Origin of the sequence: Streptomyces abyssomicinicus, from assembly GCF_008974245.1 — a bacterium.
In the GTDB taxonomy this organism is placed as follows: domain Bacteria; phylum Actinomycetota; class Actinomycetes; order Streptomycetales; family Streptomycetaceae; genus Streptomyces; species Streptomyces abyssomicinicus.
Window position 1 is genome coordinate 97,427 of the sequence record NZ_BBZI01000012.1, and the last position, 14,046, is coordinate 111,472.

Here is a 14,046-nt window from a genome sequence, read left to right on the forward strand (position 1 = left end):
TCTTTGGCTCAGGAAGCGTCCAGGAAACGGTCCAGGACCCGCACCCCGAACTTCAGTCCGTCCACCGGCACCCGCTCGTCCACACCGTGGAACATCCCGGCGAAGTCCAGCTCCGGCGGCAGCTTCAGCGGCGCGAAGCCGAAGCAGCGGATGCCCAGGTCGTCGAAGGACTTGGCGTCGGTGCCGCCGGAGAGCATGTACGGCACCGCCCGCGCGATCGGGTCCTCGGCCTGCAGCGAGCTCTGCATGGCGTCGACCAGCCGCCCGTCGAAGCCCGTCTCCAGGGCCTTGTCCGCGTGCACGTCCTCGCGCCGCACCCGGGGGCCGAGCAGGCGGTCCAGGTCGGCGAGGAACTCCTCCTCGTAGCCCGGCAGGAAGCGGCCGTCGACGTGGGCGGTCGCCTGGCCGGGGATGACGTTCACCTTGTAGCCGGCCCCGAGCATGGTGGGCGCGGCGGAGTTGCGCAGGGTGGCCCCGACCATCTTGGCGATGCCGCCCAGCTTGGCCAGCGTCTCCTCCATGTTCTCCGGGTCCAGCTCGGTGCCCAGGGCGTCGGAGAGCTCGTCCAGGAACGAGCGGACCGTCTTGGTCACCCGCACCGGCCACTGGTGGCGGCCCAGCCGCCCGACCGCCTCGCACAGCTCGGTGACGGCGTTGTCGTTGTTGGTCATCGAGCCGTGGCCCGCCGTGCCGTCCACGGTCAGCCGCATCCAGTGCATGCCCTTCTGGGCCGTCTCGACCAGGTAGAGCCGCAGCTTCTCGTTGACCGTGAAGGAGAACCCGCCGACCTCGCCGATCGCCTCCGTGACGCCCTCGAACAGGTCCCGGTGGTTGTCGACCAGGTGCCGCGCGCCGTAGGTGCCGCCGGCCTCCTCGTCGGCGAGGAACGCCAGCACCACGTCCCGCGGCGGCTTGCGGCCGCTGCGCAGGCGGTCGCGGACCACGGCGAGGGTCATCGCGTTCATGTCCTGCATGTCGACCGCGCCCCGCCCCCACACGCACCCGTCGGCGATCTCGCCGGCGAAGGGGTGGTGGGTCCAGTCGTCCGCGTTGGCGGGGACGACGTCGGTGTGCCCGTGGATCAGCAGCGCCGGCCGGGACGGGTCCTCGCCCTCGATCCGCGCCACGGTGGACGCCCGGCCGGGGTGCGACTCGATGATCTTCGGTTCCAGACCCACCTCGGCGAGCTTCTCCGCCACGTACTCGGCGGCCTTCCGCTCGCCGGGACCGGAGTGGTCGCCGTAGTTGCTGGTGTCGATCCGGATCAGCTCCCGGCAGAGGTCGACAACCTCGTCCTCCCCGGTGACCTTCTCGCTCACGCGCTACCTCCCGCTGTCGTCCGGCTGTGGTCCCCCCACATCCTCCCTCTCCCGGAGCGCGGGGACGAGAGGGGGCGTGATCAGGCACCCCGGAAAGCCTGGTAATGTTTTCCCTGTCGCCGCGAGGGGAACGGAAGAACCCCGCAGCGGTGGCAGACACCTTGTCCGGGTGGCGGAATGGCAGACGCGCTAGCTTGAGGTGCTAGTGCCCTTTATCGGGCGTGGGGGTTCAAGTCCCCCCTCGGACACCATGCGAAGGGCCGCGGTCGAAGACCGCGGCCCTTCGGCGTTTCCCTGCCCGTCGGCCCGGCGCCGCCCGGGGCGCGGCGCACGGGCCCGGACCCGCGCTGCGGGCGTCACAGCCAGTCGCGCCGTTTGAACGTCCGGTACAGCAGCACCTCCAGCAGCGCCATCACCGCGATCACCGCCGGGTAGGACCAGGTCCAGGTCAGCTCCGGCATGTGCTCGAAGTTCATGCCGTAGACGCCCGCGAGCATGGTCGGCACGGCCGCCATCGCCGCCCAGGCCGAGATCTTCCGCATGTCGTCGTTCTGCCGCACGCTCATCTGGGCGAGATGCGCCGAGAGGATGTCCGACACCAGCCGGTCGAGGGCCTCCACGGACTCGTTGACCCGGGTCAGGTGGTCGCCGACGTCACGGAAGAACGGCCGTGCCTCGTCGTCGACGAACGGCACCCGCGTGAGGCCGGAGCCGGTCTCCGCGAGCCGGGTCATCGGTGCGCTCAGGGGCCCGGTCGCCCGCCTGAACTCCAGGATCTGCCGCTTGAAGTCGTAGATCCGCGAGGCGGTGTTCTGCGAGCCCTCGGAGGAGGGGGAGAAGACCTCCGCCTCCAGTTCCTCCAGGTCCGTCTGGAGCTCGCGGGCCACCTCCAGGTAGTGGTCGACGGTCGCGTCGGCGACCGCGTAGAGGACGGCGGTGGGGCCGGTGGCCAGGGTCTCCGGCGCGTTCTCCAGCCTGTCCCGGACGGAGGCGAGCGGCGACGCCGCGCCGTGCCGCACCGTCACGATGAAGGAGTCGCCCAGGAAGACCATGATCTCGCCGGTCGACACCGTGTCGCCGTGGGGCTCGTAGAGGACGGGCTTGAGAACCAGGAACAGCGAGTCGTCGTACACCTCCAGCTTCGGCCGCTGATGGGCCTTGAGCGCGTCCTCCACCGCCAGCGGATGGAGCCCGAACTCCTCCGTGACCAGCTCGAACTCCTGCTCGGTGGGGCGGTGCAGCCCTATCCAGACGAACGCGCGGTCCCCGGCGGCGCGTGCCTCCGCCAGGGCGTCGGAGTAGTCGTCCGGCCCCGCGGTCCTGTGGCCGTCCCGGTACACGGCGCAGTCGACGATCACGGTGGTGCGCACTCTCCTCGTGGTTGCCGGTCCCCGGCGCCTGGTGGCGGCCGGGGGTGGGGACACCCGGTGCCGGGCCCCGTCCCCCCTTGTACCCCTACCCTGGGCGGCATGCCCACGCTGATCCTGGTCCGGCACGGACGCTCCACCGCCAACACCGCGGGAATCCTCGCCGGACGCATGCCCGGAGTGACCCTCGACGAACGCGGAGCCGCGCAGGCCGCCGCCCTTCCGGCCCGGCTCGAGGGGGTGCCGCTGGCCGCCGTGGTCAGCAGCCCGCTCCAGCGGTGCCAGGAGACCGTCCGGCCCCTGCTCGACGCCCGGCCGGGCCTGCGCCCGCACACCGAGGACGGGATCAACGAGTGCGACTACGGCGACTGGACGGGCCGCAAGCTCGACGAGCTGATCGACGAGCCGCTGATGGAGATCGTGCAGGCCCACCCCACCGCCGCGGCCTTCCCCGGAGGGGAGTCCATGCGCACCATGCAGCACCGGGCGGCCGAGGCGGTCAGGCGGTGGAACCGGCGGATCGAGGAGGAGCACGGGGCCGACGCGGTCTACCTGATGTGCTCGCACGGCGACATCATCAAGTCGCTGGCCGCCGACGCGCTCGGGCTGCACCTCGACCAGTTCCAGCGGATCTCCGTGGAGCCCTGCTCGGTCACCGTCGTCCGGTACACCCGGACCCGGCCCTTCCTGGTACGCCTCGGTGACACCGGGGACTTCGCCTCGCTGGTCCCCCGCCCGGACCGGGAGACCGAGGGGTCCGGCGGCGCCGCCACGGTCGGAGGCGGCGCCGGGGCACCGTGATCGTCGCCGCAGTAGGGTGAAGCGCGTCAGCCCGTACCGTCGTCGATTCCCCAGGAGACAGGACGTGTCACGTCAGGTGTTCCTCTACGATCCGCCGGACCGCTTCGTGGCCGGCACGGTCGGGCTGCCCGGGCGAAGGACGTTCTACCTCCAGGCCAGCACCGGGACCCGGGTGACCAGCGTGGCCCTGGAGAAGACCCAGGTCGCCGCGCTCGCCGAGCGGATGGACGAGCTGCTGGACGAGGTGGTGCGCCGCAGCGGGGGCAGCGCCTCGGTCCCCGCGGTCGCCCCCGCCGACATCGTGGACACCGAGCCGCTGCGGACGCCCGTGGAGGAGGAGTTCCGGGTCGGCACCATGGCCCTCGCCTGGGACAGCTCCGACCAGCGGATGATCGTCGAGGCGCAGGCGCTGGTGGAACTGGAGGCGGAGACCGAGGAGGACCTCGCCGCCGCCGAGGAGCAGATGCTCCAGGACGAGGAGAACGGTCCGCCCGTGCTGCGGGTGCGCCTCACCGGGACCCAGGCGAGATCGTTCGCCAAGCGCGCCCTGGAGGTCGTCGACGCCGGGCGCCCGCCGTGCCCGCTGTGCAGCCTGCCGCTCGACCCGGAGGGACACGTATGTCCGCGCCAGAACGGATACCGGCGCTGAGCCTGCCCGCCGGGGGAGCGGCCGCCGCGACCTCGGACCCGGCCGTCGCCGAACTGCTGGCCCGGGGCGAGCTGACCGTGCGCGGGCGGATCCCGGAGGCGTCCAACGCCGCGCTGTACTGCACCGTCTCGCTGGACGGGCGGGAGACGGCGTGCGTCTACAAGCCGGTCGCGGGGGAACGGCCGCTGTGGGACTTCCCCGACGGGAACCTGGCCCGCCGGGAGGTCGCCGCCTACGAGGTGTCGCAGGCCACCGGGTGGGGCCTGGTGCCGCCCACCGTGCTGCGCGACGGCCCGTACGGGGAGGGCATGTGCCAGCTGTGGATCGAGCCGGCCGGCGACGACGGGGCCGGCGGGGAACTGCTCGCCCTGGTCGACCCCGAGAACCCCGGCCCGGGCTGGAAGGAGATCGGCCTCGCGGAGGTGGGCGAAGGACGCACCGCGCTGCTGGTCCACGCCGACGACCCGCGGCTGCGGCGGCTGGCCGTGCTGGACGCCGTGATCAACAACGCCGACCGCAAGGGCGGGCACCTGCTGCCGGCGCCCGGCGGGCGGCTCCTCGGCATCGACCACGGGGTCACCTTCCACACCGACGACAAGCTGCGCACGCTGCTGTGGGGGTGGGCGGGGGAGCCGCTGCCCGAGGAGGCCGTCGTGGTCCTGCGGCGCCTCGCGGACGCGCTGGCGGAGGACGGGACGCTCGCCGCGCGGCTGCGTCCCCTGATCACCGGGGCCGAGCTGGACGCCACCCGCGCGCGGGTCGCCGCCCTCCTGGAGGCGGGGGTCCACCCCCGGCCGGGCGGCGACTGGCCCGCCCTGCCGTGGCCCCCGATCTGACGACCGCCGCCTTCCGCGCCACCTCCTCCGCGCCACCTCTTCCGCGCCACGCCTTCCGCGCCACGCCCGCCCTGCCGCACCGCGGCGCGGGTCGGCGCGGGAGGCCGGCGGCCCCGCAAGCACAGGCGGCGGGGGTGGCGCAAGAGCGCCTGTTCGGTCACATGGCGCTCGGCCGGCGCGGACCGGTTCGTGGCCGGAACATCTGTCCGGTTACGCTCATGACATGCATGCCTGGCCCGCTTCCGACGTCCCCGCCCTGCCCGGTCAGGGCCGCGACCTGAGGATCCACGACACCGCGACCAACGGTCCGGTCACCCTCACCCCTGGCCCCGTCGCCCGCATCTACGTCTGCGGCATCACGCCCTACGACGCCACCCACATGGGTCACGCGGCGACCTACAACGCGTTCGACCTCGTCCAGCGCGTCTGGCTGGACACCAAGCGCCAGGTCCACTACGTCCAGAACGTCACCGACGTGGACGACCCGCTGCTCGAGCGGGCCCAGCGCGACGACCTCGACTGGGTGGCGCTCGCCGAGCGTGAGACCGCCCTGTTCCGCGAGGACATGACCGCTCTGCGGATGCTCCCGCCGAAGGACTACATCGGCGCCGTCGAGGCCATCCCCGGCATCGTCCCGCTGGTCGAGCGCCTGCTCGCGGCCGGTGCCGCGTACGAGCTCGAGGGCGACGTCTACTTCTCCGTGGAGTCCGACCCGCACTTCGGTCAGGTGTCCCGCCTGGACGCCGCCGCGATGCGCCTGCTCTCGGCCGAGCGCGGTGGCGACCCGGAGCGCCCGGGCAAGAAGAACCCGCTCGACCCGATGCTGTGGATGGCCGCCCGCGAGGGCGAGCCGAGCTGGGACGGCGGCAGCCTCGGCCACGGCCGCCCGGGCTGGCACATCGAGTGCGTGGCCATCGCCCTGGACCACCTGGGCATGGGCTTCGACGTGCAGGGCGGCGGCTCCGACCTCGCCTTCCCGCACCACGAGATGGGGGCCTCGCACGCCCAGGTGCTGACCGGCGAGTTCCCGATGGCCAAGGCGTACGTGCACGCCGGCATGGTCGGCCTGGACGGCGAGAAGATGTCCAAGTCCAAGGGCAACCTGGTCTTCGTCTCCACGCTGCGCCAGGACGGCGTCGACCCGGCCGCCATCCGGCTGGCGCTCCACGCCCACCACTACCGCAGCGACTGGGAGTGGACCGACCAGGTCCTCCAGGACGCCGTCGCCCGTCTGCACCGCTGGCGCGCCGCCGTCTCCCGGCCCGACGGCCCGCCCGCCGAGGCGCTGGTCGAGGAGATCCGCGACGCCCTCGCGAACGACCTGGACGCCCCGGCCGCGCTGGCCGCGGTGGACCGCTGGGCCGCCGTCCAGGAGAGCACCGGCGGCACGGACATCGGCGCCCCCGGCGTCGTCACCCGCGCGGTGGACGCCCTGCTCGGCGTCGCGATCTGACCGGTCCGAAAGGGAAGCGCCCCGCGCCGGCAACGGCGCGGGGCGCTTCCCCGCCGGTCTCCGCCCGCTGTGCGGGCCCTGTGCTCCGCCGTGCGGGCTCAGTCCTCCGAACCCGGCCCTGAGCCCGATCCCGGTCCGGAACCCGGACCGGGCCCCTGCGGCGGTTCCTCGTCGTCCCCCGCCTTGGGCGGCCTGCCCGGACGGGACCGGCCCCCCGGAGTGTCACGGCGGCGCAGGTACCGCTCGAACTCGCGGGCGATCGCCTCGCCGGAGGCCTCCGGGAGGTCCGCGGTGTCCCGGGCCTCCTCCAGGGTCTGCACGTACTCGGCGACCTCGCTGTCCTCGGCGGCCAGCTGGTCCACGCCGACCTGCCAGGCCCGCGCGTCCTCCGGGAGCTCACCCAGCGGGACGCGGATGTCGATCAGGTCCTCCAGCCGGTTCAGCAGCGCCAGCGTGGCCTTCGGGTTCGGCGGCTGCGACACGTAGTGCGGCACCGCCGCCCACAGGCTCACCGCCGGCACCCCGGCATGCGTGCAGGCCTCCTGGAGCACGCCGACGATGCCGGTCGGACCCTCGTACTTGGTCTCCTCCAGGTCCATCCGCCGCGCCAGGTCGGCGTCGGAGGTGGTCCCGCTGATCGGCACCGGCCGGGTGTGGGGGGTGTCGCCGAGCAGCGCGCCCAGGATCACCACCAGCTCCACACCCAGCTCGTGGGCGAAGCCGAGCAGCTCGTTGCAGAACGTGCGCCAGCGCATGGACGGCTCGATGCCGCGGACCAGCACCAGGTCGCGCGGCTTGTCCCCGCCGACGCGCACCACCGAGAGCCGGGTCGTCGGCCAGGTGATCTTCCTGACCCCGTGGTCCAGCCAGACCGTGGGGCGGTTGACCTGGAAGTCGTAGTAGTCCTCGGCGTCGAGCGCCGCGAACACCTCGCCCTTCCACTCCTTCTCGAGATGCGCGACCGCGGCGGAGGCGGCGTCACCGGCATCGTTCCAGCCCTCGAACGCGGCCACCATGACCGGGTCGATCAGCTCGGGTACCCCCTCGAGCTCGATCACCCAGCGCCTCCTTCCGACGTGCCCTCGCGTACGCCCCAACCTTACGGCGTAGGAGGGGACTGCCCGCAGCCCCCTCGTACGGCCGGTGAGCGATCACTGCCCCGCCTCGTGCGGGCGCACACCCACAGCGCACACACGGCGCGCACACCCTGCCCGCACACCGCCGCGAGGACCCGCCGGGCGCGGCAGCGGGGGCGGCGGCCCCGGCGCCGGATCGTCCTCCCGGCGCCGGGGCCGCCGGCGCGTCACTCCTCGACCCAGTCCATCGTCCGCCGCACCGCCTTCAGCCAGTTCCGGTACTCGCGGTCCCGCACCTCGGCGTCCATCCGCGGCGTCCACTCGGCGTCCTGGCGCCAGTTGGCGCGCAGTTCGTCGACGCCCTTCCAGAAACCGACGGCCAGACCCGCCGCGTAGGCGGCGCCGAGGCAGGTCGTCTCGGACACCTCGGGGCGCACGACGGGGGCGTCGAGGCAGTCGGACAGGATCTGCATCAGCAGGTCGTTGCCGGTCATGCCGCCGTCCACCCGCAGGGTGGCGAGCTGCACGCCGGAGTCCTTGGCCATGGCGTCGGTGATCTCCCGGGTCTGCCAGGCCGTGGCCTCCAGGACGGCCCGCGCCAGGTGCGCCTTGGTGACGTACCGGGTGAGCCCGGCGATCACCCCGCGGGCGTCGGAGCGCCAGTACGGGGCGTACAGGCCGGAGAACGCGGGCACGAAGTAGGCGCCGCCGTTGTCCTCCACCGATGCGGCCAGCGGCTCGATCTCGGCGGCGTCGGCGATCAGCCCCATCTGGTCGCGCATCCACTGCACCAGCGAGCCGGTGACCGCGATGGAGCCCTCCAGCGCGTAGACCGGCTTCTGGTCGCCGATCCGGTAGCCCACCGTGGTGATCAGGCCGCTGTAGGAGTTGATGATCTTCTCGCCGGTGTTCATCAGCAGGAAGGTGCCGGTGCCGTAGGTCGACTTGCCCTCGCCCTCGGCGAAGCAGGTCTGGCCGAACAGCGCGGCCTGCTGGTCACCCAGCGCCGAGGCGACCGGGATCCCCTCCAGCAGCTCGCCGAGGTCCCCGCCGCCGACCTGCCCGTACACCTCGGCCGAGGAGCGGATCCGCGGCAGCATCGCGGTGGGCACGCCGATCGACTCGCAGATCCGCTCGTCCCAGTCCAGGGTGCGCAGGTTCATCAGCAGGGTGCGGGATGCGTTGGTGACGTCGGTGACGTGCCGGCCGCCGTTCACCCCGCCGGTCAGGTTCCAGATCACCCAGCTGTCCATGGTGCCGAAGAGGACGTCCCCGGCCTCCGCCCGCTCCCGCAGGCCGTCCACCCGGTCCAGCAGCCAGCGCGCCTTGGGACCGGCGAAGTAGGAGGCCAGCGGCAGGCCGGTCTCCCGGCGGAACCGGTCCTGGCCCACGTTGCGGCCCAGCTCCCGGCAGAGCGCGTCGGTGCGGGTGTCCTGCCAGACGATGGCGTTGTGCACCGGCAGGCCGGTGTGCCGGTCCCACAGCACGGTGGTCTCGCGCTGGTTGGTGATGCCGATGGCCACGATGTCCTTGCGGGTGACGCCCGCCGCCCTGATGGCCCCGGCGACCACCTCCTGGACGTTGGTCCAGATCTCCATCGCGTCGTGCTCCACCCAGCCCGGTTGGGGGAGGATCTGTTCGTGCTCCTTCTGGTCGACCGCGACGATCCGGCCGTCGCGGTCGAAGACGATGCAGCGGCTGGACGTCGTGCCCTGGTCGATGGCCGCGATGTACGGGCCGGAGCTCTTCTTGTCGGTCACTGGTCACTCCCCGAGGTGTGCGGACGGGTACGTGCGGGTGGGTGGTGCCTGCCTCACTGCGCTGCCTGCCTCACGGCGCTGCCTGACTCACCGCGCCGGATCTCCCCCGGGCGCATGCTCCCTCAAGCGAAGAGCGCCCGGTAGAGACCCGCCGCGACGACCGCGCCGATCAGCGGACCGACGACCGGCACCCACGCGTACCCCCAGTCGGAGCCGCCCTTGTTGGGCAGCGGGAGGAGGGCGTGCACCAGGCGCGGGCCGAGGTCACGGGCCGGGTTGATCGCGTATCCGGTGGGCCCGCCGAGCGACAGGCCGATCGAGACCACGAGCAGGGCGGTGATCAGTCCGCCCAGCGGGCCCAGGCCGTCGCCCTCGGCGTTGAGGCCCTGGGTGAGCACGCCCAGCAGCAGGACGACGGTGCCGATGACCTCCGTCGCCAGGTTCAGCAGCGGCCTGCGGATCTCCGGGCCGGTCGAGAAGACGCCCAGTACCGGTCCCGCGTCCGGTTCCCGCGCCTCCAGCGCCTTGCCGGTGGCGGTCGGTGTCTTCTGCGCACCGGGGCCGCCGACGGTCTCGTGGTCGGTCAGGTGGGCATGGAACTGTCCGTAGTAGGCGACCCAGACCAGGGTCGCCCCGATCATCGCGCCGGCCATCTGCCCGGCCCAGTACAGCGGCAGGTCCGCCCAGGACGTGCCGCCGTCCAGTGCCAGGGCCAGCGTGACCGCCGGATTGAGATGGGCCCCGGAGACGGGTCCCGTGGCGTAGACCGCGACCATCACGGCCAGGCCCCAGCCGAAGGCGATGGAGAGCCATCCGGCGTTTCGGGCCTTGGACGCCTTGAGTGTGACGGCGGCGCAGACGCCGGCGCCGAGGAGGATGAGAAGAGCCGTCCCTACTGTCTCGCCGATGAGGATCTGGGAGCTCGTCATCCTCCGCATGGTAATGACGAGACACGTGGGGCGACACCTGAGCGTGACGGCGCGATTACGCCATGATCCGGTCCGGGTGCGAGGTGCCCCCATCCGGAGTCCGCGAAGTGGACCGGGACGCCGCTTCGTGGACGGCCGGGCTAGGCTGATCCGGTGCGCACCCCGCGGAATCGGTCCGCGACAGCGCAAAGCCGACAGCCGTCGCATCCCAGGGAGCAGCTCCATGGCCTCGTCGCCGTCCCCGTCCGCAGCCGACGCCCGTGCCCGCGTCTCCGCCCTCCGAGAGGCCCTGGCCACCCGCGTGGTGGTCGCCGACGGGGCGATGGGCACGATGCTCCAGGCGCAGGACCCCACCCTGGAGGACTTCCAGGACCTCGAGGGATGCAACGAGATCCTGAACGTCACCCGCCCGGACATCGTCCGTTCGGTGCATGACGCCTACCTCGAGGTGGGGGTCGACTGCGTGGAGACCAACACCTTCGGCGCGAACCACACCGCCGCCGCCGAGTACGACATCGCCGACCGGGTCCACGAGCTCTCCGAGGCCGGTGCCCGGATCGCCCGTGAGGCGGCCGACGACTTCACCGCCCGCACCGGCGCGCAGCGCTGGGTGCTGGGTTCCATGGGCCCGGGCACCAAGCTGCCCACCCTGGGCCACATCGGCTACCCCGTGGTCCGCGACGGCTTCCAGGCCAACGCCGAGGGCCTGCTCGGCGGCGGCGCCGACGCCCTGATCGTGGAGACCACCCAGGACCTGCTGCAGACCAAGGCCGCCGTCGTCGGCGCCCGCCGCGCCATGGAGGCCACCGGCGTCCAGGTGCCGCTGCTGGTGTCGATGGCGTTCGAGACCACCGGCACCATGCTGCTCGGTTCCGAGATCGGCGCCGCGCTCACCGCGCTGGAGCCGCTCGGCATCGACATGATCGGCCTGAACTGCTCGACCGGCCCCGCCGAGATGACCGAGCACCTGCGCTACCTGGCCCGGCACGCCCGCATCCCGCTGCTGTGCATGCCCAACGCCGGCCTGCCCGTCCTCACCAAGGACGGGGCGCACTTCCCGCTGGACGCCGAGGGCCTGGCCGACGCCCAGCAGGACTTCGTCCGCGACTACGGCCTCTCCCTGGTCGGCGGCTGCTGCGGCACCACGCCGGAGCACCTGCGCCAGGTGGTCGAGCGCGTCCGGGGCGCCGCCCCCGCCGAGCGCGACCCGCGCCCCGAGCCCGGCGCCGCCTCGCTGTACCAGACGGTGCCCTTCCGCCAGGACACCTCGTACCTCGCCATCGGCGAGCGCACCAACGCCAACGGGTCGAAGAAGTTCCGCGAGGCCATGCTGGAGGGCCGCTGGGACGACTGCGTGGAGATGGCCCGCGAGCAGATCCGCGAGGGCGCGCACATGCTCGACCTGTGCGTGGACTACGTGGGCCGGGACGGCGTCGCCGACATGGCGGAGCTCGCCGGCCGCTTCGCGACCGCCTCCACCCTGCCGATCGTGCTCGACTCCACCGAGGTGGACGTGCTGCGGGCCGGCCTGGAGAAGCTGGGCGGGCGCGCCGTCATCAACTCCGTCAACTACGAGGACGGCGCCGGCCCCGAGTCGCGCTTCGCCAAGGTCACCGAACTCGCCCGGGAGCACGGCGCGGCGCTGATCGCGCTGACCATCGACGAGGTGGGCCAGGCCCGCACGGCCGAGAAGAAGGTCGAGATCGCCGAGCGGCTGATCGACGACCTGACGGGCAACTACGGCATCCAGGAGTCGGACATCCTGGTCGACTGCCTGACCTTCACCATCTGTACCGGCCAGGAGGAGTCCCGCAAGGACGGCGTCGCCACCATCGAGGCGATCCGCGAGCTCAAGCGCCGCCGCCCGGACGTGCAGACCACGCTCGGCCTGTCCAACATCTCCTTCGGCCTCAACCCGGCCGCCCGCATCCTGCTCAACTCCGTCTTCCTCGACGAGTGCGTGAAGGCGGGCCTGGACTCGGCGATCGTGCACGCCAGCAAGATCCTCCCGATCGCCCGGTTCAGCGAGGAGGAGGTCACCACCGCGCTGGACCTGGTGTACGACCGCCGCCGCGAGGGCTACGACCCGCTGCAGAAGCTCATGCAGCTGTTCGAGGGCGCCACCGCCAAGTCGCTCAAGGCCGGCAAGGCCGAGGAACTGGCGGCGCTGCCGCTGGAGGAGCGTCTCAAGCGGCGCATCATCGACGGCGAGCGCAACGGCCTGGAGGCCGACCTCGACGAGGCGCTGACCACCCGCAAGGCCCTCGATATCGTCAACGACACGCTGCTGGACGGCATGAAGGTGGTCGGCGAGCTGTTCGGCTCCGGCCAGATGCAGCTGCCGTTCGTCCTCCAGTCCGCCGAGGTGATGAAGAACGCGGTCGCCCACCTCGAGCCGCACATGGAGAAGACCGACGAGGCGGGCAAGGGCACCATCGTGCTGGCCACCGTCCGTGGCGACGTGCACGACATCGGCAAGAACCTCGTCGACATCATCCTCAGCAACAACGGCTACAACGTCGTCAACCTCGGCATCAAGCAGCCGGTCTCGGCGATCCTGGACGCGGCCGAGGAGCACAACGCGGACGTGGTCGGCATGTCCGGCCTGCTGGTGAAGTCCACGGTGATCATGAAGGAGAACCTGGAGGAGCTGAACCAGCGCGGCCTGGCCGCCCGCTTCCCGGTGATCCTCGGCGGCGCGGCCCTGACCCGCGCCTACGTCGAGCAGGACCTGCACGAGATCTACCAGGGCGAGGTCCGTTACGCCCGCGACGCCTTCGAGGGCCTGCGCCTGATGGACGCGCTGATCGGCATCAAGCGCGGCGTGCCCGGCGCCAAGCTGCCGGAGCTGCGGCAGCGGCGGGTGAAGGCGGCCCCCGCCCTCCAGGTGGAGGAGCGCGCGGAGGAGGGGCCGGTCCGCTCGGACGTGGCCACCGACAACCCGGTGCCCGCTCCGCCCTTCTGGGGGACCCGGGTGGTCAAGGGCGTGCAGCTCAAGGAGTACGCCTCCTGGCTCGACGAGGGCGCGCTGTTCAAGGGCCAGTGGGGCCTGAAGCAGGCCCGCACCGGCGACGGACCGACCTACGAGGAACTGGTCGAGACCGAGGGCCGCCCGCGGCTGCGCGGCCTGCTGGACCGGCTGCAGACGGAGAACCTGCTGGAGGCCGCCGTCGTGTACGGCTACTTCCCCTGTGTCTCCAAGGGCGACGACCTGATCCTGCTGGACGAGGACGGCGGCGAGCGCACCCGGTTCACCTTCCCCCGCCAGCGCCGCGGCCGCCGGCTCTGCCTGGCCGACTTCTTCCGCCCCCAGGAGTCCGGGGAGACCGACGTGGTCGGCCTCCAGGTCGTCACCGTCGGCTCGAGGATCGGCGAGGAGACCGCCCGGCTGTTCGCCGCCGACTCCTACCGCGAGTACCTGGAGCTCCACGGCCTGTCCGTGCAGCTCGCCGAGGCGCTCGCCGAGTACTGGCACGCCCGGGTCCGCTCCGAGCTCGGCTACGCCGGCGAGGACCCGGACGACATGGGCGGCATGTTCGAGCTCAAGTACCGCGGCGCCCGCTTCTCCCTGGGCTACGGGGCCTGCCCCGACCTGGAGGACCGGGCCAAGATCGCCGAGCTGCTGAGGCCCGAGCGCATCGGCGTCCACCTCTCCGAGGAGTTCCAGCTCCATCCGGAGCAGTCGACCGACGCCATCGTCATCCACCACCCGGAGGCGAAGTACTTCAACGCCCGCTGAGCGCCGTCCGCGATCCGACGTCCGCCGTTCGCCGCCCGTCATGGACGGGCGATCCGCCCGAACCGGTCGTACACTGGTCGATCCGCCGCAGGCCGGCCGCCCTCCCCGCGCGGGGAG

Annotated in this window: 10 protein-coding genes and 1 tRNA gene; 6 read left to right on the forward strand and 5 right to left on the reverse strand. The window is 72.3% G+C overall.

Annotated features, from left to right (window positions below; all coding sequences use genetic code 11):
* Window positions 1-8: 8 nt before the first annotated feature.
* Window positions 9-1,319, reverse strand: coding sequence for a M20/M25/M40 family metallo-hydrolase (locus GBN72_RS27730; protein WP_151774689.1), 1,311 nt, complete (start codon window positions 1,317-1,319; stop codon window positions 9-11).
* A 163-nt stretch (window positions 1,320-1,482) separates the two neighbouring features.
* Here GBN72_RS27730 and GBN72_RS27735 point away from each other — a divergent pair.
* Window positions 1,483-1,570: transfer RNA gene (locus GBN72_RS27735), tRNA-Leu, on the forward strand.
* Between the two features lie 105 nt (window positions 1,571-1,675).
* On the opposite strand, the gene corA is transcribed toward GBN72_RS27735, so the two are convergent.
* Window positions 1,676-2,677: a magnesium/cobalt transporter CorA gene (corA, locus tag GBN72_RS27740; RefSeq protein WP_151774956.1), complete on the reverse strand. Its 1,002-nt coding sequence runs from the start codon at window positions 2,675-2,677 to the stop codon at window positions 1,676-1,678.
* Window positions 2,678-2,788: 111 nt separating this feature from the next.
* Here corA and GBN72_RS27745 point away from each other — a divergent pair, with 111 nt between their 5' ends.
* The 4 genes from GBN72_RS27745 (at window position 2,789) to mshC (ending at window position 6,425) form a co-directional block, all read left to right on the forward strand.
* Window positions 2,789-3,487, forward strand: a complete 699-nt coding sequence (locus GBN72_RS27745) for a histidine phosphatase family protein (RefSeq protein ID WP_151774690.1) — start codon at window positions 2,789-2,791, stop codon at window positions 3,485-3,487.
* A 64-nt stretch (window positions 3,488-3,551) separates the two neighbouring features.
* Window positions 3,552-4,136: a DUF3090 domain-containing protein gene (locus tag GBN72_RS27750; RefSeq protein ID WP_151774691.1), complete on the forward strand. Its 585-nt coding sequence runs from the start codon at window positions 3,552-3,554 to the stop codon at window positions 4,134-4,136.
* Window positions 4,106-4,972 (forward strand): SCO1664 family protein, encoded by an 867-nt coding sequence (locus GBN72_RS27755; RefSeq protein WP_151774692.1) that lies wholly within the window; start codon window positions 4,106-4,108, stop codon window positions 4,970-4,972. The genes GBN72_RS27750 and GBN72_RS27755 overlap by 31 nt, the downstream gene beginning before the upstream one ends.
* A 223-nt stretch (window positions 4,973-5,195) precedes the next feature.
* Complete coding sequence (mshC, locus tag GBN72_RS27760) at window positions 5,196-6,425, forward strand: cysteine--1-D-myo-inosityl 2-amino-2-deoxy-alpha-D-glucopyranoside ligase (protein WP_151774693.1); 1,230 nt, start codon at window positions 5,196-5,198, stop codon at window positions 6,423-6,425.
* Between the two features lie 98 nt (window positions 6,426-6,523).
* On the opposite strand, the gene GBN72_RS27765 is transcribed toward mshC, so the two are convergent.
* From GBN72_RS27765 to GBN72_RS27775, 3 genes are all read right to left on the reverse strand, one after another.
* Complete coding sequence (locus tag GBN72_RS27765) at window positions 6,524-7,483, reverse strand: PAC2 family protein (protein ID WP_151774694.1); 960 nt, start codon at window positions 7,481-7,483, stop codon at window positions 6,524-6,526.
* A 245-nt stretch (window positions 7,484-7,728) separates the two neighbouring features.
* Window positions 7,729-9,261, reverse strand: a complete 1,533-nt coding sequence (glpK, locus tag GBN72_RS27770) for a glycerol kinase GlpK (protein WP_151774695.1) — start codon at window positions 9,259-9,261, stop codon at window positions 7,729-7,731.
* Between the two features lie 122 nt (window positions 9,262-9,383).
* On the reverse strand, window positions 9,384-10,190 hold the full coding sequence (locus GBN72_RS27775) for an MIP/aquaporin family protein (protein WP_151774696.1): 807 nt from the start codon (window positions 10,188-10,190) through the stop codon (window positions 9,384-9,386).
* Window positions 10,191-10,413: 223 nt separating this feature from the next.
* Between GBN72_RS27775 and metH the strand changes: the two genes are divergently transcribed.
* Window positions 10,414-13,929 (forward strand): methionine synthase, encoded by a 3,516-nt coding sequence (gene metH, locus GBN72_RS27780; RefSeq protein WP_151774697.1) that lies wholly within the window; start codon window positions 10,414-10,416, stop codon window positions 13,927-13,929.
* The last annotated feature ends 117 nt before the right edge of the window (window positions 13,930-14,046 follow it).

Excerpts from the sequence above, each read along its gene's own strand:
- GBN72_RS27745 (WP_151774690.1), top strand. The coding sequence starts at position 2,789 with ATGCCCACGCTGATCCTGGTCCGGCACGGACGCTCCACCGCCAACACC.
- GBN72_RS27755 (WP_151774692.1), top strand. The coding sequence starts at position 4,106 with ATGTCCGCGCCAGAACGGATACCGGCGCTGAGCCTGCCCGCCGGGGGA.
- mshC (WP_151774693.1), top strand. The coding sequence starts at position 5,196 with ATGCATGCCTGGCCCGCTTCCGACGTCCCCGCCCTGCCCGGTCAGGGC.
- GBN72_RS27775 (WP_151774696.1), bottom strand. The coding sequence starts at position 10,190 with ATGACGAGCTCCCAGATCCTCATCGGCGAGACAGTAGGGACGGCTCTT.
- metH (WP_151774697.1), top strand. The coding sequence starts at position 10,414 with ATGGCCTCGTCGCCGTCCCCGTCCGCAGCCGACGCCCGTGCCCGCGTC.